Origin of the sequence: Janthinobacterium sp. PAMC25594 (assembly GCF_019443505.1) — a bacterium.
Lineage (GTDB): Bacteria > Pseudomonadota > Gammaproteobacteria > Burkholderiales > Burkholderiaceae_D > Janthinobacterium.
Genome location: NZ_CP080377.1, coordinates 3,875,400 through 3,895,430 on the forward strand (window position 1 = coordinate 3,875,400; position 20,031 = coordinate 3,895,430).

Consider the following 20,031-nt stretch of genomic DNA (forward strand, 5'->3'; position numbering starts at 1 on the left):
TGTCCCCATGCACACCGACTGTTTCGCCCTGCTCGACGACGCCAGCACACCCGGCGCCGGTTCGCGCCTGTACACGGGCCTGGCGGCGGTCTTGCGGTGCGGCGAGGGGGAGCAGTGGCCGGCCCTGCTCGAAGGGCTGCAAGGGGCTTTAAAACGCGGCCAGTACGCCGTCAGCGTGTGCAGCTACGAGCTGGGCGCGCACTTGCTGACCATGCCGCCGCGCGCGGCGGATCCCGGCGCGCCACCGCTGGCGCAAGTGCTCGTCTTTGACCATTGCACGCAGCTGTCGCAGGAGGACGTGGCGCAGTGGCTGGACGAACGCGTCCGCGCGGATACCGCGCCGGCCGGCGTGGCCGATATTCGCGCGAATGTAGATCAAGCCGAATTCACGCGCGCACTGCACCGCATCCACGACTACATCGTGGCCGGCGACACCTACCAGGTCAACTACACGTATCGTTTGCGCTTCGACGCCTTCGGCTCGCCCCTGGCCCTGTATGCGCGGCTGCGCGCGCGCCAGCCCGTGCCGTATGGCGCGCTGGTGATGCTGCCCGGTGGCGGCGCCCTGCTGTCGCTGTCGCCGGAGCTGTTCGTGCGCCATGCGCAAGGCGAGCTGACGGCGCGCCCCATGAAAGGCACGGCGCCGGCCGCTCCCGCCGAACAGGTGGAAGAAAATGCACGCCGCGCCAGGGCCCTGGCCCATGATCCGAAGAATCGCGCGGAAAACCTGATGATCGTCGACCTGCTGCGCAACGACATCGGCCGCATCGCCGCCACGGGCTCCGTCAATGTGCCCGCCCTGTTCGAAGTGACGCGCTACAGCAGCGTGCTGCAAATGACCTCCACCGTGCAGGCGCGCCTGCGCGGCGACGCCAGCCTGGCCGACATCTTCCAGGCCTTGTATCCGTGCGGTTCGATCACGGGCGCGCCGAAACGCCGCACCATGGAAATCATCGCCGAACTGGAAGGGGCGCCGCGCGGCATCTACACGGGCGCCATCGGCTGGTTCGATCCACCAAACGCTGGCGCCGCCCACGCCGTGGGCGACTTTTGCATGTCCGTGCCGATCCGCACGCTGGCTCTGCAGCCGGCTGGCCCTGGCGGCATGCGGCGCGGCGAAATGGGCGTGGGTGCCGGCATCGTGCTCGACAGCGACCCGCACGAGGAATTTGCGGAGTGCCAGCTCAAGGCGCGCTTCCTCACGGGCCTCACGAACGACTTCGAACTGTTCGAAACCCTGCACGCCAGCCGCGACTATGGCTGCCGCCAGCAGGAACGCCACCTGGCGCGCCTGGCCGCCTCCTGCGCCTATTTTAATTTTGCCTGGGATGCGGACGCTGCCCGCGCCGCACTGCTGGCGGCCTGCGCGGCGCGGCCCGACGATATCCCCTTCCGCCTGCGCCTGGCGCTGCGCCAGGACGGCCAGTTTACGACGCAAAGCGGTGCCCTCACCGCCTTGCCGCAGACGGTCAACATCCTGCTGGCGCCCGACGCCACGACTGCCGACGACCTGTTCCTGCGCCACAAGAGCAGCGTGCGCGCGCGCTACGACGCGGCCTGGCGCGCGGCCGAGGCGCAAGGCGGCTTCGACATGCTGTTCTTTAACGAGCGGGGTGAATTGACGGAGGGCGGGCGCAGCAATGTCTTCGTCCGGCTCGATGGCCGCTGGCACACGCCACCCCTGTCCTGCGGCTTGTTGCCCGGCGTGCAGCGCGCGGCCATGCTGGCCGATCCCGCCTGGGATGCGCGGGAAACCGTCATCACGCGTCCCATGCTGGCGCGGGCCGAGGCGATCGTCGTGTGCAATGCGCTGCGCGGCGCCATGATGGCGCAGCTTGTCAATTAAGCGTCTACACGCATTTCGTAGCCGCCATAAATCATCCGCTTGCCATCGAACGGCAGCTTGGCCGGATCCATCATCTCGGCCAGGCGCGGGTCTTTCATGACCTTGTCGTTGATTTCATCGCGTTTGGCGCGCGATTCGAACACGATCCAGGAAAACACCACCACTTCGCCATCCTGCAAGTCCACCGCCTGCGGGAACGAGGTCAGCTTGCCCGGCTTGACATCGTCGCCCACGCATTCGCGAAATTCCTGCGCACCATATTCGCGCCAGACGGCGCCGCAGGCGCGCGACATGGCCAGATAGGTATCGAGCTTGGCTTTCGGTACGGGCACCACAAATCCATCGACATACGCCATGATGATCTCCTTGATGGTTGTTTTGACAGACACGAACCACCAGCTTAGGACAATGATGGCAAGACGACAAGCGCGGCATTAAAAAAAGCAGGCGCGCAGGCCTGCTTGTGTGTCGGCAACTTACATCGCCAGCGCTTTTTCCACTGCGCCAACGAGTTTCTTGTCGTCCGGCGTCACCTTGCTGGGGAAACTTTCCACCACCTTACCGTGGCGGTCGATCAAATATTTATGGAAATTCCAGGCCGGCGTCTTGCCCGTCTGCTTGATCAAGTCCACGTAAAGGGGGTTCGGCGTGGGGCCGGACACCGCCGATTTGGCGAACATGGGAAACTTCACGCCATAGGTGTTGTAGCAGAAATCGGCGATTTCCTTGCTGTTACCCGGCTCCTGCTTGCCGAAATCGTTCGACGGAAAGCCCAGCACCACCAGGCCCTTGCTGCCGTACTTGGCGTACAGCGCTTCCAGCCCTTCATACTGATTGGTAAAACCGCAATAACTGGCCGTATTGACCACCAGCACGACCTTGCCCGCGTATTGGCACAGGTTTTGCGGCGCCTCATCCTGCAAACGATTGAAGGTCTGCTTGAGGATGGCGGGACAGGCCGCTGGCGCAGCGGCAGCTGGCGCGGTTTCGGCGGCATGGACCGGCACGGCCAGGCTGGCACTGGCGGCAAGGGTAGTCAGCGCAAACAGCTGGGCAAGGATCTTGGACATGAGGGGCACCATGGTTGAACGGAAAAAAACCATTCTATGTCAAACGCCGCCCACGCGCATGAGGGCCACAACAACAGCGATAGCTTGAGCGACATCAACGACAGTGCAGTACTTGCCCAACGCACAGTTTTTTTACCTATGCTCGGCCTTCCTGCCCTTGCCTTGTGGAGTCACCATGTCCTTCCCGCACCTGACCGCGCACCTGACCACATTAACCACCACCCTGCTGGCCGCCAGCTTGCTCGTCCTGGCGCCAGCAAGCGCGCACGCCGCCACGGCCGCCAAAGCCGCCAAAGCCGTCAAGCCCGCCGCGAGCAACGATGCCGCCGCCCTGCCCGCCTACCAGGCCGACCTGAGCCAGACCACCGTGTCCGGCCTGTCCTCGGGCGGCTTCATGGCGGCGCAATTTGCCGTCGCCTACTCGGCCACGGTGGCCGGCGCCGGCATCATCGCCGGTGGCCCGTTTTTCTGCTCTGGCCAACCGGGCCGCTTCCCCTACATTCCCTACCTGACGAATGCCCTGACCACCTGCATGAATCCGGGCAGCGCGCAGGTGGCGCCGCCCGTGGCGAGCGAATTACTGCGCGCGGCGAACGATTTTGCGCGCGCCCGTCTCATCGACGACACGGCCAACCTGCAACGCCAGCGCGTGTATCTGTTCAGCGGAACGAAAGACCAGACCGTGACGCGGCCGGTGGTGGAACAGGTGGGAAAATTCTATCAACTGGCGGGCACGCCGGCGGCGCAGATCCGCTTCGTCGATACGGTCGGCGCGGGCCATGCCATCATCACAGACAACAATCAGGACAAGCCCTGCGCCGTGACGGAGTCGCCGTTCATCAACGACTGCGACTTCGTGCAGGCGCGCGACATCCTGCAGCACCTGTACCCGGATCTGCAACCGTCGTCGACCACCCTGACGGGCAAGCTGATCGCCTTCAACCAGCGCAGCTTCATCCAGAACGCGTACTCCAGCATGAACAATACGGGCTACGCCTACATCCCGAAAGCCTGCGACAGCGAGAGTTGCCGTGTGCACGTGGTGTTCCACGGCTGCCTGCAGACGACGCAGGCGATCGGCGACCGCTTCTATACCAGCACCGGCTACAACCAGGTGGCGGACGCCAACAAGATCATCGTGCTGTATCCGCAGGCCGAACCGAGCCCCGTCTACCCGTACAACCCGAAAGGCTGCTGGGATTTCTGGGGCTACACCAGCATCAATCCGATCGACCCGGACTTCTACCGCAAGAGCGGCACGCAGATGGAAGCGGTCAAGGGCATGCTGGACCGCCTCGCCGCGCGCCGCGGCTCACGCTAGGCAGCCTTAGATACCGCCCATGCAGATGTATTTGATGACTAAATAATCTTCGATACCGTAGGTCGACCCTTCACGGCCCAGGCCCGATTGCTTGACGCCGCCGAAGGGGGCGATCTCGTTCGAGATCAGGCCCGTGTTGACGCCAACCATGCCCGTTTCCAGGCCTTCGGCCACGCGCCAGATGCGGCCGATGTCGCGCGAATAGAAGTAGGCGGCCAGGCCGAATTCCGTGTTGTTGGCCAGCCCGATCACTTCCTCATCGGTCTTGAAGCGGAACAGCGGCGCCAGCGGGCCAAAGGTTTCTTCGGTGGCCACGCGCATGTCGTTCGTCACGTCGGCGATGATGGTCGGCTCGAAGAATCCATTACCCAGCGCATGGCGCTTGCCGCCGGCCAGCAGGCGACCGCCCTTGGCCAATGCATCGGCCACGTGCTCTTCCACCTTGGCGACGGCCTTGGCGTCGATCAGCGGGCCTTGCGTGACGCCCGCCTCGATGCCATTGCCCACCTTCAGCTTGGCCACGGCAGCCACCAGTTTTTCGGCAAACGCGTCATACACACTGTCCTGCACGTACAGGCGGTTGGCGCACACGCAAGTCTGGCCCGCGTTGCGGTATTTCGAGGCGATGGCGCCTTCCACGGCCGCATCCAGGTCGGCGTCGTCAAAGACGATGAACGGCGCGTTGCCGCCCAGTTCCAGCGAGAGTTTCTTGATCGTCGGCGCGCACTGTTCCGCCAGCAAACGGCCCACCTGGGTCGAGCCCGTAAACGTCAGCTTGCGCACAATGGGGTTCGAGGTCATTTCGCCGCCGATGTCTTTCGGCGCACCCGTAACGATGCTGAACACGCCCGCAGGCACGCCCGCGCGCTCGGCCAGCACGGCCAGCGCCAGCGCGGAAAACGGCGTCGCTTCGGCAGGCTTCAGGACCATCGGGCAGCCGGCGGCCAGGGCCGGGCCGACTTTGCGCGTGATCATGGCGGCGGGGAAGTTCCACGGCGTGATGGCGGCGCACACGCCGATCGGTTCCTTGGTGATGACCAGGCGGCGGTCCGGCCACGGCGATTGCAGGGTGTCGCCAGCGACGCGCTTGCCTTCTTCGGCAAACCACTCGATGAACGAGGCGCCGAACTGCACTTCGCCCTTCGCCTCCGGCAAGGGCTTGCCCTGCTCGGTGGTCATGATCAGCGCCAGGTCGTCGGCGTTTTCCAGGATCAGGTCATGCCAGCGGCGCAGCACGGCCGCGCGTTCCTTGGCCGTCTTCTTGCGCCAGGCGGGCCAGGCGGCATTGGCCGCCTCGATGGCGCGGCGCGTCTCGGCGGCGCCCATCAGGGGCACCGTGCCGATATGCTCGCCGGTGGCGGGATTGCTCACATTAATCGTCTGGCCACCATCGGCATCCGCCCAGGCTCCATTCACGTAAGCCTGGTGACGCAACAAGGTAGGATCTTTCAACTGCAGCATATGGATCTCCGGTCTGGTTTGAATTATCGACGAGGGATACTATGCCACAGCGCGGCCGATTCCGCAGGCGCCGCGCTGAACTGCCCTGAGTTCTACTCGACCTTGAAAGACGACAGTTTCGGGTCCGGCGCCGGGTATTCCAGCTTCATGCCCTGCAGCGTTTCCAGCAGCAGCGAGGCGACCACCAGGTTGCGCTGCGTCTTGGAATTCGATGGCACCACGTACCACGGCGCGTGATCGGCATCGGTCTCGCGGATCGCCGTTTCATAGGCGCGCTGGTAGCCATCCCACTTCTTGCGCTGGGCGATATCGTTGGGGTCGAACTTCCACTGGCGGTCGGGATCGTCAAGCCGCTCCTGCAGCCGTCCCCGTTGCTCGTCCTTCGAGATATGCAGGAAGACTTTCAGGATGACGGTGCCCGTTTCGCTCAGCATGCGCTCGAAATCGCGGATCTGCGCGTAGCGGCGCTGGCATTCGGCCTTGTCGATCATGTCCTGCACGCGCGTGATCAGCACATCCTCGTAATGGCTGCGGTTGAAGATGGCGATCTCGCCCTTGACCGGCACGTGCTGGTGCACGCGCCACAGGTAATCGTGCGCCAGTTCGATATCGGTGGGTCCCTTGAACGCCACGGCGCGGATGCCCATCGGATTGATATTGCTGAAGATCGCCTTGACCGTGCCGTCCTTGCCCGAGGTATCCATGCCCTGCAAGACCAGCAGCACCTTCTTTTTGTGCTGCGCATACAGCATGCTCTGGCACTCGGCGATCTGCGCCGTCAGGGCCACGGTTTCCTCGCGGTCCAGGGCCTTGCACTGGGCTGGCGTCAGCTTCTTGTTGGCCGCCTTGGTGGCGGCGCCCAGCAGGCGCTTGCCGGCGAATTCCTCGTTCAGCTCGAACCCCTGGCCGGCGCGAAATTGCGTGCGCGCCTTCATGCCGCCACCGCCAGCTTGCGGTGCTCAATTTTTGTGCAGTGGTCCATCACCACCTCCAGGCCCGCCGCCCGCGCCAGCTGCGCCGCCTGCTCGTTGATGACGTCGAGCTGCAGCCACAAACAGCCTGCCTTGACGGCGATGGCTTCCTCGGCGATGGGCACAATATCCTCGGACTTGCGGAAGCAGTCGACGATGTCGATGCGCGCCGGCGCGACAGCCGCCGCAGCCTGCGTCAGGGTGGCGTAGGCGCGCTGGCCCAGCACTTCCTTACCGGCGAGGGCCGGATTGACGGGCAATACGCGGTAGCCATGCCGCAGCAGGTAATCGGCCACTTCATGGCTGGCGCGTTCGGGCTTGTCGGACATGCCGACGATGGCGATGATGCGGCTGTCTTGCAGGATGCGGGCGATGTTGGACATATTCGGGTCGTGGTTAGGCGTGCGACATTGCCCGCCTAGCGTAGCAGATTCCCGGCCCGGCAGGAGCTAGCCAGAAGACTTAGCCGTACGCACGGCCGCCATCTGCGCGACAAATGCGCGAGCGCGCGCCGTCACGGCCGCGTAATCGCCGGTGGCGCCCGGACCACTGAGGCTGCCGCCGATGCCCACGGCCACGGCGCCGCTGGCAAACCATGCATGCAGGTTCTCCACCGTCACGCCGCCCGTGGGCATCAGCGGCGCTTGCGGCAACGGCGCGAGCAAAGCCTTGATATAGGCGGGGCCGAACATCTCGGCCGGGAAGACCTTGACGATGTCGGCGCCCGCCTGCAGGGCCGTGACGATCTCCGTCGGCGTCATCGCGCCCGGCATGGACAACACCTGGTAGCGCTGGCACAGCGCGATGGTTTCCACGTTGACGCCGGGCGAAATGATGAACTGGGCGCCGGCCAGGATGGCGGCGCGCGCCGTCTCCGTATCGAGCACCGTGCCCGCGCCCAGCAAAACTTCGTCGCCATGGCGTTCGCGCAGGGTACGCAGCACGCCCAGGGTATCGGGCGTGGTGAACGCCACTTCCAGCGCCGTGATGCCGCCGGCGATGCACGCCTCGGCGATCTGCACGGCCGCCTGCGCCGAAGGGGCGCGCACGATACCGACCATGCCCCGCTCGAGAATACCCTCATAAACCGTGTGCTTTTGCATATGCTCTCTCCTGTCAGGCCGGCAGGGCGCCAAAGCGCACTTCCGGCAAACCGCGCACGTCCACCTGGCGCGCATGAAACAATCCACCGGCCAGCGGTTCGCCCGCCAACTGGGCCGGCGTCAAGCTTTCCTGCGCCGTGGTGACGAATAATTCGTCGTAGTGCGGGCCGCCCAGGCTCACGCAGCTGGGTTGCGAGACGGGCAAGGTGATCGCCCGCTCGACGCTGCCGTCCGGCGCGAAGCGCAATACGCGTCCCGCGCCCCACTGGGCGCTCCACAAGTGGTCGTGCGCATCGATGGTGGCGCCATCGGCCGCGCCCGGCCCCGGATCGAGCACGGCAAACACGCGCACCCGGCTGGCGTCGCCCCCCAGGTAATCGTCCCAGCGGTAGATCGCCTTCTTCATCGAATCGCAAAAGTACATGGCCGTGCCATCGATACTGAAGCAGATGCTGTTCGAGATGGCGATGGGCGGCAGCGGCAAGCGCTCCAGGCTCAAGTCCAGGTTGAGGCGGTAAAAGCTGGCGATGGCATCGCGGCACGGGCGCTCATCGAGCGTGCCGAAGACAAAGCGTCCCTGGCGGTCGCAGCGGCCATCGTTCAGGCGCGTCATGGGCAAGTCCCCCTCCACCGTGTGCAAGGGCGTGACGGCCCCGCTGCGCGCGTCAAACCACGCCAGTCCGGAGGCCAGTCCCAGCAGCAGCACGTCGTCGTTGTCCGTCAGCGCAAAGCACGCCAGGCGCTCGGGCATGGCCCAGCTCTGGCGCTCGCCCGTGGCCAGCACCAGCGCATGCAGCTGGCAGCCTTCGATATTCGTCCAGAAAACGCGGCCGCTGCGTTCGCACCAGCGCACTCCCTCGCCGAGAAAATTCTGCGCATCGACCAGTAATTGGGCCCGTGTCCCCATGTCTGTTCCTTCTTTCAGTGAGATTCGCGTGGTACTGCCGAACCCCGGCAGCCGACGAGGAAATCGAGGTCCGCGCCTTCGTCGGCCTGCGTCACGTGCTTGATGTACATCGATTGATAGCCGCCCTGCATGGCCGGTGGCGGCGCGCGCCACTCGGCGCGCCGGCGCGCCAGCTCGGCCTCGTCGACATCCAGGTGCAAGCGCCGTCCAGCCACGTCGAGTTCAATCATGTCGCCATCGCGCACCAGGGCCAGCGGCCCGCCCACGGCCGCTTCCGGCGCCACGTGCAGCACCACCGTGCCGTAGGCCGTGCCGCTCATGCGCGCATCCGAGATGCGCACCATGTCGCGCACGCCCTGCTCCAGCAGTTTTTTCGGCAGTCCCATATTGCCCACTTCGGCCATGCCCGGATAGCCTTGCGGGCCGCAATTTTGCAGCACCATCACGCAGCTGGCGTCGATATCGAGCGCGGGATCGTCGACGCGCTTTTTATAATGCTCGATGCTGTTGAAGACGACGGCGCGGCCACGGTGCTGCATCAGTTCCGGCGAGGCGGCCGAGGGCTTGATGACGGCGCCGCGCGGGGCCAGGTTGCCCTGCAGGACGGCGATGCCGCCCTCGTCCTTGAATGGCTGCGCCAGCGGCGTGATCACCTCGGGATTGAAATTTTCCGCTTCGGCCACGTTGACGGCCATGCTGGCGCCCGTGACGGTGAGCGCCCCGCCATGCAATTTTCCCAGCAAGTCGCGGATGATGACGGGCAGGCCGCCCGCATAGTAAAAGTCTTCCATCAGGTACTGGCCCGACGGCATCAGGTTGAGCAGGCAGGGAATATCGCGGCCCAGGCGGTCCCAGTCGGCCAGGCGCATGTCCACGCCGATGCGCCCGGCAATGGCCAGCAGGTGAATCACCGCATTGGTCGAGCCGCCGATGGCGCCGTTGACCATGATGGCGTTTTCAAACGCGTCGCGCGTGAGGATCTGCGACAGTTTCAGGTCTTCATGCACCATGTCGACGATGCGCCGCCCCGTCAGCTGCGCCTGCAGCTTGCGCCGCGCATCGACGGCGGGAATGGCCGCGTTGCCGGGCAGGGTCACGCCCAGCGCCTCGACCATGCTGGCCATGGTGGAAGCCGTACCCATGGTCATGCAGTGGCCGGCCGAGCGCGACATGCACGATTCGGCCTGCTTGAATTCGTTTGAGGTCATGCGCCCGGCGCGCACGTCTTCGGAAAACTTCCACACATCCGTGCCCGAGCCGATCGGCTTGCCCCGGTAATTCCCGTTCAACATGGGGCCGCCCGACAGCACGATGGTGGGCAAATCCACGCTGGCCGCGCCCATCAGCAGGGCCGGCGTGGTCTTGTCGCAGCCCGTCAGCAGCACCACGCCGTCGATCGGGTTGGCGCGGATCGATTCCTCGACATCCATGCTGGCCAGGTTACGGAACAGCATGGCCGTCGGACGCAGATTGGTCTCGCCCAGCGACATCACGGGAAACTCGACGGGGAAGCCGCCCGCTTCGAGCACGCCGCGCTTGACCATCTCGGCCAGGTCGCGGAAATGGCCATTGCAGGGCGTCAGCTCGGACCAGGTATTGCAGATGCCGATGACGGGCCGGCCATCGAAGGCATCGCCGGGATAGCCCTGGTTCTTCATCCAGCTGCGGTGAATAAAACTGTCCTTGTCGTCGCCGCCAAACCACGACTGCGAACGCAAGGGACGCTTGTTCTTGTTGTCACTCATACCGTCTCCTGCGGAGAAATCAAGCCGCGCGCGGCGGCGATCAGCAGCGCACCGTGACCGGCCAGATTGGCTTGCTGCTGGTCGTCGACGATGATGCGCTTGCCATAAAAAAATCCGTGTTCTTCGATCAGCAAGCCGAGTGCCTGGCGCAGCATGGGTTTACCGGTAATGACGAGCGGCGTATCGGGCCGCATCTGGATGGCGGTGCTGTTGCGCAGCGCCAGCAGGTCGCCGCTGAGGACCGCGCCCATCAGGAAATTGGCCCGCTCATTGCATTCGACGGCGCTGAACTGGCCCAGCGTGCGCACGCTGAAGCAGGCGCGCGCCAGTCCCGTTTTTTGCGCCGCGGCGGCGCCGGCCAGCAGCATTTTCGGCACCAGGGTCTGGGCAAAACCGCCATCGACCGATTGCTTGATCAGGGTGTGCTGCGTGATCGCCTGCAGCAGTTCGCCCGCGATGGTGGTGCTGCAGCCGAGGATGCGGCGCTGCTCGTCCACGCTGATCAGTTTTGTATGCGAACCGGGCATGATCAGGGTCGCCGCGCCGCGCAACTGCAAGCGCTCGAGCAGCGCGACGACTTCCGTCTCTTCGCCGCGCATCATGTCCATCGCCTCGACGTTATGCAGGCCGACGGCGCCATGCTGATTGCGCACGCCGGGAATCAGCCACAGGGGCTGCGCCAGCACGTCGGGCAAATCCACCGCCTGCATGCCTTGCGCCAGCTGGGCCAGGCCGGCGGGCGCCGGCAAATGCGGCACTTCCCGCACGCCCATGGGCGAGCTGATCATGCCCGACGCCAGCGCCAGGTCCACGGCGGACGGCGCGATGCCGGCGCTGGCCAGCACGCTGGCGATGGTATCGCGCAGCGCCTGTTTCAGCGCGCCGTTATGGCCATCGATGGCGGTATTGCGCACGCCCGTTTCCAGCTGTGCCTGGGCGACGACGGCGCCGGCGCGCCACAGCAAGGTACGCGTATTGGTGGTGCCGGCATCGATGGTGAGTATGTTCATGGGCAGGTTCGCAGCGTCGCTAAGGGCAAAAATAAATGAGGGAAAAACTACCCCATGGTAGAACTGCCCCGCATATCTGACCAATCACTTATTTGACATCATTGATACCGGTTCGGATATGTCAAACGCGTCGAGATCCTGCACGCCCAAACGGTAGGCGAGCTGGAAGCGCATTACCTGTCCCGGCTGCAATTGCACGCCCTGCGCCAGCAGGGAAAAACAGCGCGCGTCGGAGTACAGGTGACAACTGTCCTGGGTGCTGGAAAAACGCAAGACCCGGCCGGAAGCGGGATCGACCACCCGCGCCACCTCGCGCGGCTGGCCGCTGCCCGTCCAGTAAAAATCATGCCCAAATCCCGGCAAGTTCACCAGCGCGGGCCAGGCCAGGCGCGATGCGAGCGGCGCCGGCTGGCGGAAGTCAAACGCGCTGCCCGCCACATCGAGCGGCGTATCGCCCGTGCGGCCCCCCGGCCAATAGCGATCGGCGGCCAGGCGCAGCACATGCTCGCCCACACTGGCATGGTGGCCCTGCAGATTGAAGCGGGGCGCGGCAAGCGCAAAACGGGAAATGGCATCGGCCGTGGCGGCGCAGTCGAGGTGCAGGCTGCCATCGTCGTCAAGCCGGTAAGCCAGGCGCACCGACAGGCCGTCTTGCATCAGGCGCAGCAGCAGGTGGCCATCGTTTGGCGGCGCGCACTGCCAGATTGTGGGCGCACGCGCCGCAGGGGGCGCCGCGCCCAGCACATCGGCCAGGCGGCCATAGCGGTCGGGCGCCCACCAGGCCCGCACGCTGGCATCGTGCGCGTCGATGGCCACGCGCATGCCGCGCGCGTTGTGCAAGGTAAAAATCGTCATGGCGGTGGCTGGCTGCGCTGCTGGAATTCGCGCGGCGTGCAACCGAGTTCGCGCTTGAAGACGGTATGCATGTACTGCACCGTGGTAAAGCCGCAACGCACGGCCACCTCGGCCACCTGGCCCGGCCCGCGCGCCAGCAGGGTCTTGGCCGCATCGAGCTTGAAATGCAGGATTTCGTCGTGCACGCTGCGCCCCAGCTCATGGCGGAAGTGCGCTTCGAGCGAGGAGCGCGACACGCCCACGTAATCGGCCACCTGCTCCGTCTTGATGCCCTGGCAGGCGTACTGGCGGATGAAGTGGCGCGCCTGCATCACCTGCGGATGCTGGAAGGGCTGGTGACAGGTGGACGCGAGCACGTTCAGGCCGGCCGGCGGCACGAGGATGCGCGTGCCGGACAGGCGCGCGCCGTTGAGCATCTGGTGCAGCAAATGCGCCGCCGTGCGGCCCATTTCCTCGGTGCCCTGGATCACGGAACTCAAGGGAATGCGCGTGAGCATGCGCGCCAGCGGGTCGTTGTCGATGCCGATCAGGGCCACTTGCTCCGGCACGGCGATGCCCGCGTGCATGCACGCTTGCAGCAGCTGACGCGCGCGCGCGTCGCTCACGGCGATGATGCCAACGGGTTTTTCCAGGCTGTTGAGCCAGGCGATCTGCTGCTCCACCGCTTCATCCCACGCGGGCGCGCTGGTGGCGACGCCCCGGTACACGTCGGCGCGCATGTGATCGCGTTCCATCAGCGCGCAAAACGCCGTTTCGCGCTCCTGCGCCCAGCGGTTGACATCGGCCTCGGGCAGGCTGAAACAGGCAAAGCGCGTCAAGCCCGCTTCCACCAGATGTTCATAGGCCAGCTTGACGATCTTGAAATTATCGGTCGCCACGTAGGGGATGCCGGCCGGGTAATCCTCGGCGTGCGCATACGAGCCGCCCACGGCCACCACGGGCAGGCGGCTGTTTGCCAGCGCCGCGCAGACGGCGGGATCGTCGAAATCGGCGATGATGCCGTCGCCCTGCCAGCGCTCAATGCCGGGCAGGCGGCAGCGGAAATCCTCTTCCAGGAACAGGTCCCACGATACGCGCGTGGTGTTCAGGTAGGCGGCGATGCCCGCGATGATGTCGCGGTCGTAGATTTTATTCCCGTTAAACAGCAGCGCGATCCGGTGCGCGGTCGGCATCTTCATGGTGTCTCCTCGCGTGCCAGATCGTTTCACGGCTAACGGCGCCCTGCTCGCGTGCTGACATCGACCCACACGGCCAAAGTGAGGATACTGCCTTTCACGATCATCTGCCAGTAGGTGTCCACGTCCAGCATGGACATGCCGTTATCGAGGCTGGCCATCACCAGCGCACCGATCAGGGCGCCGTACACGGTGCCCGATCCGCCGCGCATCGAGGTGCCGCCGATGAAGCAGGCGGCGATGGCATCGAGTTCGCTGAAGGTGCCGGCCGAAGGCGAACCGGCCGCCAGGCGGCCCGTGTTGATCAGGCCAGCCAATGCGCACATCAGGCCCATGATGCCGAAGATCCACAGCTTGACGGCTTTGACGTTGATGCCGGACAAACGCGTCGCTTCCATATTGCTGCCGACGGCGTAGATGCGCCGGCCGAACACGGTCTGGCTGGTGATGTAGCTGAACAATCCCAGCAAGGCCAGCAGCAACAGCACGGGCAGCGGGATGCCTTCATAGCCGTTCAGGGTTTGCACGAAGGCATACAGCACGGCGCCGATGACGGCCAGGCGCAAGCCATCGGCCCAGGGCGCCGTCTGCGGCAAGCCATGCTGCGCGCGGCTGGCGCGCGCGCGCCACGTCAGGAAGGCGGCCAGCAGGAACAGGCCGACGCCCAGCACGATGCCGGGCACCGCGGGCAGGTAACCCTGCCCCAGGTAGACCATCGGCTCGGAGACGGGGGCGATCGTGATGCCGCCCGTGATGCCCAGCAGGACACCGCGATACGCGAGCATGCCGCCCAGTCCCACGATGAAGGACGGGATGCCCCGGTACGCCGTCAGGTAGCCGTTGAGCAGGCCGATCACCAGGCCGCAGCCGAGTACGGCAGCCAGGTTCAGCGCCAGCGGCCAGTGCTGCGTCACGTCCAGCACGGCGGCGATGCCGCCCAATAGCCCCAACAGGGAACCGATCGACAGGTCGATCTCGCCGGCGATAATCACCAGCACCATGCCGCAGGCGAGGATGCCGGTGACGGACATCTGGCGCAGCAGGTTCGACAGGTTACGCGGCGTGAGGAAACTGCCCTGCGTCTTCCACGAAAAGAAGGCCCAGATCAGCGCCACGGCGATCAACAGGGCCAGCATCTTGTATTGGGTGAACAGCTGTTTGATACTGTGCGGTTTCATGCTGCGGGTTCCTTGTTTGCGGTGTTGGCGGCGGGCGCCGGACGCTGGTCCAGCGCCGCCGCCAGCACGGTTTCCTGGCTCAGGCCATCGTTGATAAAGTCGCCGCGCAGGCGGCCTTCGCCCATCACCAGCACGCGGTCGGACACGCCCAGCACTTCGGCCAGTTCCGACGAGACCATGATGATGGCCACGCCCCGGTCGGCCAGCGCCAGCATCAATTTGTAGATTTCATATTTGGCGCCCACGTCGACGCCGCGCGTGGGTTCGTCGAGGATCAGCACGCGCGGGCGCGTCAGCAGCATCTTGGCCAGCACGGCCTTTTGCTGGTTGCCGCCCGACAGGCTCGTAATGGGCAGCGACGGGCTGGCCGCCTTCAGTTCCAGCTGCGCGATCTCGCCGCGCACGGCCGTCAATTCCGCCTCGCCATCGATGCGCGTGGCGCGCGCGAATGTCTCCAGCACGGCCAGGGTGATGTTCTGGCCCACGTCGAGGTCGGGCACGATGCCGTGATGCTTGCGGTCTTCCGGCACCATGGCCAGGCCCATGGCAATCGCTTTTTGCGGAGACGAGGTGTCGATGCGGCGGCCATCGAGCCACACTTCGGCCTGGCACGGCCCCGGATAGGCGCCGAACAGGGCCGAGACGAGCTCCGTGCGCCCCGCCCCCACCAGGCCGGCGATGCCGAGGATCTCGCCACGGCGCAGGGTAAATGACACATCGTCGACCCGCTTGCGCTGCGGGTTGTCGGCATCGATGCAGCTCACGTGGCGCGCCTCGAACAGCACCTCGCCGATCGCCGCCTTTTTCTCAGGCGAGCGCTGCGGATACAGCTGGCTCATTTCGCGGCCCACCATCTGCGCGATGATGCGTTCGACGTTCATCTGCGCCATCGGCGTGGTGGCGATATGCTTGCCGTCGCGGATGACGACGATGGTGTCGCAGATGGCCGCCACTTCATCGAGCTTGTGCGAAATGTAGATGCAGGTAACACCCTTGGCTTTCAGCGCGCGCAGGATATCGAGCAGCACGGCGATTTCCGACGCCGTCAGCGACGACGACGGTTCGTCGAGAATCAGCAGGCGCGCATTCTTGTTGAGCGCCTTGGCGATTTCCACCAGTTGCTGGTGGCCGCCGCCATAGTTCATGACCGGCAGCGCCACGTTCAGTTCGGGAATTTTCAATTCGCACAGCAGCTCGTCGGCGCGCTTGTACATGGCGGCGTAATGCATGCGCCCGCCCGGCAGGGTGAGCTCGCGGCCCATGAAGATATTCTCGGCTACGGACAGCTGCGGCACCAGCATCAGTTCCTGGTGGATGATGATGATGCCCGCTTCTTCCGTGTCGCGGATCGATTGCGCGCGCAGGGGCTGGCCATCCCACAGGATCTCGCCATCCCAGGTGCCGTGCGGGTACACGCCGGACAGCACTTTCATCAGGGTCGACTTGCCGGCGCCATTCTCGCCGCACAGGCCGATGCACTCGCCGGCCCGCACCTGCAGGTCGATACCGTCAAGCGCGCGGACGTCGCCAAACTGTTTGACGATGTCTTTCATTTCAAGCAGATAGTCGGACATGCTCACTCTCGTTGCGGATACGAAGAAGAATGTCGGATTACGCTGCGCTAATCCGACCTACCGGTCCAAACGGGTAGGTCGGCTTAGCGCGCAGCGCGTAAGCCGACAGCAAGCAGGCGATCAGTTACCCAATTGCGCCTTGGTATAGAAGCCGTCGTCGACGAGAATGTTCACATTCGCCTTGGTCAGCGGCGTTGGTTTCAGCAGCACCGTGCTGACTTTTTTCAGGCCGTTGTCATAGCTGGAGTTGTAGGCCGGCTTTTCATTGCGCGCCAGTTGCACGGCCAGCTTGGCCGCCTCCGAAGCGATGGTTTTCAACGGCTTGTAGACGGTCATCGACTGCGTGCCGGCGATGACGCGTTTCACCGCCGCCAGATCGGCATCCTGGCCCGAAACCGGCACCTTGCCAGCGAGTTTTTGCGCGGCCAGGGCCTGGATGGCGCCGCCGGCCGTGCCGTCGTTCGAGGCGACGATGGCGTCGATCTTGTTGCCGTTGGCCGTCAGCGCGTTTTCCACGATGGACAGCGCTTCGGTGGCGCTCCAGTCCTTCACCCACTGCTGGCCGACGATCTTGATGTCGCCCTTGTCGATGAACGGTTTGAGCACCTTCATCTGCCCTTCGCGCAGCATCTTGGCGTTGTTGTCGGTCGGCGAACCGCCCAGCAGGTAGTAATTGCCCTTCGGCTGCAGCTTGGTCACGCCTTCGGCCTGCATCTCGCCCACTTTCTCGTTGTCGAACGAGATATACGCGTCGATATCGGCATTCAGGATCAGGCGGTCATACGACAGCACCTTGATGCCGGCCTTTTTCGCTTCCTTGACGGTGTTGTTCAACACTGTCGCATTGAACGGCACGATCACCAGCACGTCCACGCCGCGCGAAACCAGGTTTTCGATTTGCGAAATCTGGCGCTGTTCGCTGGCGTCGGCCGACTGCACAAAGACCTTGGCGCCCTGCTTCTCGGCGGCGGCGATGAAGAAATCGCGGTCACGCGTCCAGCGTTCCACGCGCAAATCGTCGATGGAAAAGCCGATCTTCGGATTTTTTGCATCGGCCAGGGCGGCGCTGCTGCTCAATGCCAGCATTGCGGTCATGATGGCTGCACTGATGATCTTGTTCATTGTGTGTCTCCTTGTGGATTTTATTAACAACGTTTTTTAACTGCGGGTGCTGCTGAAAAATTTTATGTCTGTGGTGGTGTCGGGTTACGCGCGGAGCGCTAACCCGACCTACCCCGACCTGCCTGCTAATGGTTGTGGCGTGGCAGGGTCTGGCCCACGGCGCGGTATTTCAGCGCCAGCTCCATGCAGGCGCCCGTTTCCAGCTGGCCCACGCTGGCGCGGTAGAGCTCCTGCCACGGCGTGGCGCTGTCGTTGACGGGCGGCGGCAGTTCTTTGGCGCGGCGTGCCAGTTCCTGCGCATCGACCAGCATGTCGCAGCGGCCCGCGTTCAAGTCCACGCGGATGATGTCACCCGTGCGCAGCAGCGCCAGGCCGCCGCCCACGGCGCTTTCCGGCGAGGCATTCAGGATTGAGGGGCTGTCCGAGGTGCCCGACTGGCGCCCGTCGCCCAGGGTTGGCAAATTCAGGATCCCCGCCTTCAGCAAGGCGTCGGGCGGCTGCATGTTGACCACTTCGGCCGAACCGGGCCAGCCCACGGGGCCGGCGCCGCGCATGACCAGCATGCAGCTGTCGTCGATATTGAGCGTCGGGTCGTTGATGCGCGCGTGGTAGTCGCTTGACCCGTCAAAGACGATGGCGCGCGCCTCGAACACGCCCTCGCTGCCGGGGCGCGACAGGTAGCGCTCGCGGAAAGCGGGCGAGATCACGCTGGTCTTCATGATGGCGAAGTCGAACAGATTGCCCTGCAAGGCCATGAAACCGGCCTTTTCCTTCAGCGGCGCGGCAAACGGGCGGATCATCTCGCGGTCCGCGCTTTCACGGCCTTGCAAGTTGGCCGCCATCGTCTGGCCCGTGACCGTCAAGCGATCTGCGTGCAGCAAGCCCGCCTGCTGTAACTCCCACATCACGGCAGGCACGCCGCCGGCGCGGTGAAAGCGCTCGCCCAGATACTTCCCGGCCGGCTGCATGTTCAACAGCAGCGGCACGTCGTAACCATGTTCCATCCAGTCGCTCGAATGCAGTTCCACGCCCGCATGACGGGCCATGGCCATCAGGTGCGGCTGGGCGTTGGTGGAGCCGCCGATGGCCGCGTTGACGATGATGGCGTCCAGGAAGGCCTCGCGCGTGAGGATGCTCGACGGGCGCACGTCGTCATGCGCCAGCTCGACGATGCGGCGCCCCGTGGCATAGGCGATCTGGCCCCGCTCGCGGTAAGGCGCGGGGATGGCCGAACAGCCCGTCAGGGACATGCCCAGCACCTCGGCCAGCGCATTCATGGTCGATGCCGTGCCCATGGTGTTGCAGTGGCCGGCCGACGGCGCCGAGGCGGCGGCGATCTGCAGGAATTTGTCGTTGTCGATCAAGCCGGCGGACAGCTGGCGGCGGCCCTTCCAGATGGCCGCGCCGGAACCCACCAGTTCGCCGTCCATCCAGCCGTCGAGCATGGGACCGCCCGACAGCACGATGGCGGGAATGTCCACCGTGGCGGCGGCCATCAGTTGCGCCGGCGTGGTCTTGTCGCAGCCCGTCGTCAGCACCACGGCGTCGATCGGGTAGCCATGCAAAATCTCCACCAGGCCCAGATACGCGAGGTTCCGGTCCAGCGCGGCCGTCGGACGGCGGCAGTTCTCGAAGATCGGGTGCAGCGGGAATTCCATCGGGATGCCGCCCGCGTCGCGGATGCCGTCGCGCACGCGCTGGGCCAGTTCCAGGTGGATGCGGTTGCAGGGACTGATGTCGCTGCCGCTTTGCGCGATGCCGATGATGGGCCGGCCCGAACGCAGCTCCTCGGCCGTGATGCCGTAGTTCATGAAGCGCTCCAGGTACAGCGCCGTCATGTCGATGTGCTCGGGATTGTCGAACCAGTCCTGCGAGCGGAAACGCCGCGACGGGCGTTGGGCGGGAATGTTCATGCGCCGTACCAGCCGGCGTCCACGTAGTATTCGCGTCCCGCGCACTTGGCGGCGTTGTCGGACGCGAGGAACAGCGCCAGCGCCGCCACGTCTTCCGGCTCCACGCGCGTTTGCAGGCACTGTCCCTGCAGGATCACCGCTTCCGCCTCCGGCGTATGCCACAGCCGCTCCTGGCGCGGCGTGCGCACGGCGCCGGGAATGATGCAATTGACGCGGATGCCGTCGACGCCCAGGTCGCGCGCCAGGCCGCGCGTCAGGCCCTCAATGCCGGCTTTCGCCGTCATGTAGATCGACAGCTTAGCTTGCGCCAGGTGCCAGGAAATCGAGCCCAGGTTGAGAATCACGCCGCGGCCCTTGGCGCGCATGGCCGGCGCCACTGCCTGGGCGCAGAAATACTGATGCCGCAAGTTGACGGCGATGCGCTCGTCCCAGTAGGCGGGCGTGACGTCCTGCAACTGGTGGCGGTCGTCATTGGCCGCGTTGTTGATGAGGATATCCGTGGCACCCGCGCTGTGTTCAATCTCGGCGAAGGTGGCGGCCAGGGCGCCCAGGTCCGTCAGGTCGCAATAGCGGAAAACGGGCGGCTGCGGCAGGTGCGCCAGCTTTTGCTGCAGCGCCAGCGACGCCTCGCGGGCGATGTCGAGAAAGGTGACGTGGGCGCCCTGGCGCGCGAACGCCTCGACGATGGCCACGCCGATGCCGGTGCCGCCGCCCGTGATGACGACGCGCTGGCCGGCCAGGCTGGGGTAAGTTGCATGCTGCATGGTGTCTCTCTTTTAA

The 20,031-nt window shown here is 65.0% G+C and carries 18 protein-coding genes; 2 read left to right on the forward strand and 16 right to left on the reverse strand.

What is annotated here, in order from left to right:
- Positions 1 to 7 precede the first annotated feature (7 nt).
- Positions 8 to 1,846 carry an aminodeoxychorismate synthase component I gene (pabB, locus tag KY494_RS17435; RefSeq protein ID WP_219887660.1) on the forward strand — a complete coding sequence of 613 codons (1,839 nt, stop codon included), beginning with the start codon at positions 8 to 10 and terminating at the stop codon, positions 1,844 to 1,846.
- Here the strand turns inward: pabB and KY494_RS17440 are convergent.
- On the reverse strand, positions 1,843 to 2,202 hold the full coding sequence (locus KY494_RS17440) for a DUF1428 domain-containing protein (protein WP_086144438.1): 360 nt from the start codon (positions 2,200 to 2,202) through the stop codon (positions 1,843 to 1,845). The two genes, pabB and KY494_RS17440, sit on opposite strands and share 4 nt — an antisense overlap.
- A gap of 120 nt (positions 2,203 to 2,322) precedes the next feature.
- Positions 2,323 to 2,916, reverse strand: coding sequence for a glutathione peroxidase (locus tag KY494_RS17445; RefSeq protein WP_219887661.1), 594 nt, complete (start codon positions 2,914 to 2,916; stop codon positions 2,323 to 2,325).
- 175 nt (positions 2,917 to 3,091) lie between these two features.
- Between KY494_RS17445 and KY494_RS17450 the strand changes: the two genes are divergently transcribed.
- The gene (locus KY494_RS17450; protein ID WP_219887662.1) at positions 3,092 to 4,237 is read left to right on the forward strand and encodes a poly(3-hydroxybutyrate) depolymerase; all 1,146 of its coding nucleotides are present in this window, start codon (positions 3,092 to 3,094) and stop codon (positions 4,235 to 4,237) included.
- A 6-nt stretch (positions 4,238 to 4,243) separates the two neighbouring features.
- On the opposite strand, the gene gabD is transcribed toward KY494_RS17450, so the two are convergent.
- From gabD to KY494_RS17520, 14 genes are all read right to left on the reverse strand, one after another.
- Positions 4,244 to 5,698, reverse strand: a complete 1,455-nt coding sequence (gabD, locus tag KY494_RS17455) for an NADP-dependent succinate-semialdehyde dehydrogenase (protein ID WP_219134087.1) — start codon at positions 5,696 to 5,698, stop codon at positions 4,244 to 4,246.
- A gap of 92 nt (positions 5,699 to 5,790) precedes the next feature.
- A complete protein-coding gene (locus tag KY494_RS17460; RefSeq protein ID WP_219134088.1) occupies positions 5,791 to 6,633 on the reverse strand; it encodes a PPK2 family polyphosphate kinase in 843 nt (280 codons plus the stop codon).
- Positions 6,630 to 7,052: a CoA-binding protein gene (locus KY494_RS17465; protein WP_219887663.1), complete on the reverse strand. Its 423-nt coding sequence runs from the start codon at positions 7,050 to 7,052 to the stop codon at positions 6,630 to 6,632. Before KY494_RS17465 ends, KY494_RS17460 begins: the two co-directional genes overlap by 4 nt.
- A gap of 66 nt (positions 7,053 to 7,118) precedes the next feature.
- Positions 7,119 to 7,772 carry a bifunctional 2-keto-4-hydroxyglutarate aldolase/2-keto-3-deoxy-6-phosphogluconate aldolase gene (locus KY494_RS17470; RefSeq protein ID WP_219887664.1) on the reverse strand — a complete coding sequence of 218 codons (654 nt, stop codon included), beginning with the start codon at positions 7,770 to 7,772 and terminating at the stop codon, positions 7,119 to 7,121.
- A gap of 13 nt (positions 7,773 to 7,785) precedes the next feature.
- Complete coding sequence (locus KY494_RS17475) at positions 7,786 to 8,679, reverse strand: SMP-30/gluconolactonase/LRE family protein (protein ID WP_219887665.1); 894 nt, start codon at positions 8,677 to 8,679, stop codon at positions 7,786 to 7,788.
- A gap of 14 nt (positions 8,680 to 8,693) precedes the next feature.
- Positions 8,694 to 10,424, reverse strand: a complete 1,731-nt coding sequence (gene araD, locus KY494_RS17480; protein ID WP_219887666.1) for an L-arabinonate dehydratase — start codon at positions 10,422 to 10,424, stop codon at positions 8,694 to 8,696.
- Positions 10,421 to 11,434 carry a 2-dehydro-3-deoxygalactonokinase gene (locus KY494_RS17485; RefSeq protein WP_219887667.1) on the reverse strand — a complete coding sequence of 338 codons (1,014 nt, stop codon included), beginning with the start codon at positions 11,432 to 11,434 and terminating at the stop codon, positions 10,421 to 10,423. The genes araD and KY494_RS17485 overlap by 4 nt, the downstream gene beginning before the upstream one ends.
- A gap of 84 nt (positions 11,435 to 11,518) precedes the next feature.
- Positions 11,519 to 12,289, reverse strand: coding sequence for a hypothetical protein (locus KY494_RS17490; protein ID WP_219887668.1), 771 nt, complete (start codon positions 12,287 to 12,289; stop codon positions 11,519 to 11,521).
- Entirely contained in the window at positions 12,286 to 13,467 is a 1,182-nt protein-coding gene (locus tag KY494_RS17495; RefSeq protein ID WP_219887669.1) for a DNA-binding transcriptional regulator, read from the reverse strand. Before KY494_RS17495 ends, KY494_RS17490 begins: the two co-directional genes overlap by 4 nt.
- Before the next feature lie 32 nt (positions 13,468 to 13,499).
- A complete protein-coding gene (locus tag KY494_RS17500; RefSeq protein ID WP_141171276.1) occupies positions 13,500 to 14,642 on the reverse strand; it encodes a sugar ABC transporter permease in 1,143 nt (380 codons plus the stop codon).
- A complete protein-coding gene (gene xylG / locus KY494_RS17505) occupies positions 14,639 to 16,216 on the reverse strand; it encodes a D-xylose ABC transporter ATP-binding protein (protein WP_219887670.1) in 1,578 nt (525 codons plus the stop codon). The genes KY494_RS17500 and xylG overlap by 4 nt, the downstream gene beginning before the upstream one ends.
- A 120-nt stretch (positions 16,217 to 16,336) precedes the next feature.
- Positions 16,337 to 17,311, reverse strand: a complete 975-nt coding sequence (gene xylF, locus KY494_RS17510) for a D-xylose ABC transporter substrate-binding protein (RefSeq protein WP_375143487.1) — start codon at positions 17,309 to 17,311, stop codon at positions 16,337 to 16,339.
- A gap of 152 nt (positions 17,312 to 17,463) precedes the next feature.
- A complete protein-coding gene (locus tag KY494_RS17515) occupies positions 17,464 to 19,251 on the reverse strand; it encodes an IlvD/Edd family dehydratase (protein WP_219887672.1) in 1,788 nt (595 codons plus the stop codon).
- The gene (locus KY494_RS17520; protein WP_219887673.1) at positions 19,248 to 20,015 is read right to left on the reverse strand and encodes an SDR family NAD(P)-dependent oxidoreductase; all 768 of its coding nucleotides are present in this window, start codon (positions 20,013 to 20,015) and stop codon (positions 19,248 to 19,250) included. The genes KY494_RS17515 and KY494_RS17520 overlap by 4 nt, the downstream gene beginning before the upstream one ends.
- Positions 20,016 to 20,031 lie beyond the last annotated feature (16 nt).

What these genes read in the sequence shown, in the direction of transcription:
- pabB (WP_219887660.1), top strand. Translation starts at nt 8, where the DNA reads ATGCACACCGACTGTTTCGCCCTGCTCGACGACGCCAGCACACCCGGC.
- KY494_RS17440 (WP_086144438.1), bottom strand. Translation starts at nt 2,202, where the DNA reads ATGGCGTATGTCGATGGATTTGTGGTGCCCGTACCGAAAGCCAAGCTC.
- KY494_RS17445 (WP_219887661.1), bottom strand. Translation starts at nt 2,916, where the DNA reads ATGTCCAAGATCCTTGCCCAGCTGTTTGCGCTGACTACCCTTGCCGCC.
- KY494_RS17450 (WP_219887662.1), top strand. Translation starts at nt 3,092, where the DNA reads ATGTCCTTCCCGCACCTGACCGCGCACCTGACCACATTAACCACCACC.
- gabD (WP_219134087.1), bottom strand. Translation starts at nt 5,698, where the DNA reads ATGCTGCAGTTGAAAGATCCTACCTTGTTGCGTCACCAGGCTTACGTG.
- KY494_RS17460 (WP_219134088.1), bottom strand. Translation starts at nt 6,633, where the DNA reads ATGAAGGCGCGCACGCAATTTCGCGCCGGCCAGGGGTTCGAGCTGAAC.
- KY494_RS17465 (WP_219887663.1), bottom strand. Translation starts at nt 7,052, where the DNA reads ATGTCCAACATCGCCCGCATCCTGCAAGACAGCCGCATCATCGCCATC.
- KY494_RS17470 (WP_219887664.1), bottom strand. Translation starts at nt 7,772, where the DNA reads ATGCAAAAGCACACGGTTTATGAGGGTATTCTCGAGCGGGGCATGGTC.
- KY494_RS17475 (WP_219887665.1), bottom strand. Translation starts at nt 8,679, where the DNA reads ATGGGGACACGGGCCCAATTACTGGTCGATGCGCAGAATTTTCTCGGC.
- araD (WP_219887666.1), bottom strand. Translation starts at nt 10,424, where the DNA reads ATGAGTGACAACAAGAACAAGCGTCCCTTGCGTTCGCAGTCGTGGTTT.
- KY494_RS17485 (WP_219887667.1), bottom strand. Translation starts at nt 11,434, where the DNA reads ATGAACATACTCACCATCGATGCCGGCACCACCAATACGCGTACCTTG.
- KY494_RS17490 (WP_219887668.1), bottom strand. Translation starts at nt 12,289, where the DNA reads ATGACGATTTTTACCTTGCACAACGCGCGCGGCATGCGCGTGGCCATC.
- KY494_RS17495 (WP_219887669.1), bottom strand. Translation starts at nt 13,467, where the DNA reads ATGAAGATGCCGACCGCGCACCGGATCGCGCTGCTGTTTAACGGGAAT.
- KY494_RS17500 (WP_141171276.1), bottom strand. Translation starts at nt 14,642, where the DNA reads ATGAAACCGCACAGTATCAAACAGCTGTTCACCCAATACAAGATGCTG.
- xylG (WP_219887670.1), bottom strand. Translation starts at nt 16,216, where the DNA reads ATGTCCGACTATCTGCTTGAAATGAAAGACATCGTCAAACAGTTTGGC.
- xylF (WP_375143487.1), bottom strand. Translation starts at nt 17,311, where the DNA reads ATGACCGCAATGCTGGCATTGAGCAGCAGCGCCGCCCTGGCCGATGCA.
- KY494_RS17515 (WP_219887672.1), bottom strand. Translation starts at nt 19,251, where the DNA reads ATGAACATTCCCGCCCAACGCCCGTCGCGGCGTTTCCGCTCGCAGGAC.
- KY494_RS17520 (WP_219887673.1), bottom strand. Translation starts at nt 20,015, where the DNA reads ATGCAGCATGCAACTTACCCCAGCCTGGCCGGCCAGCGCGTCGTCATC.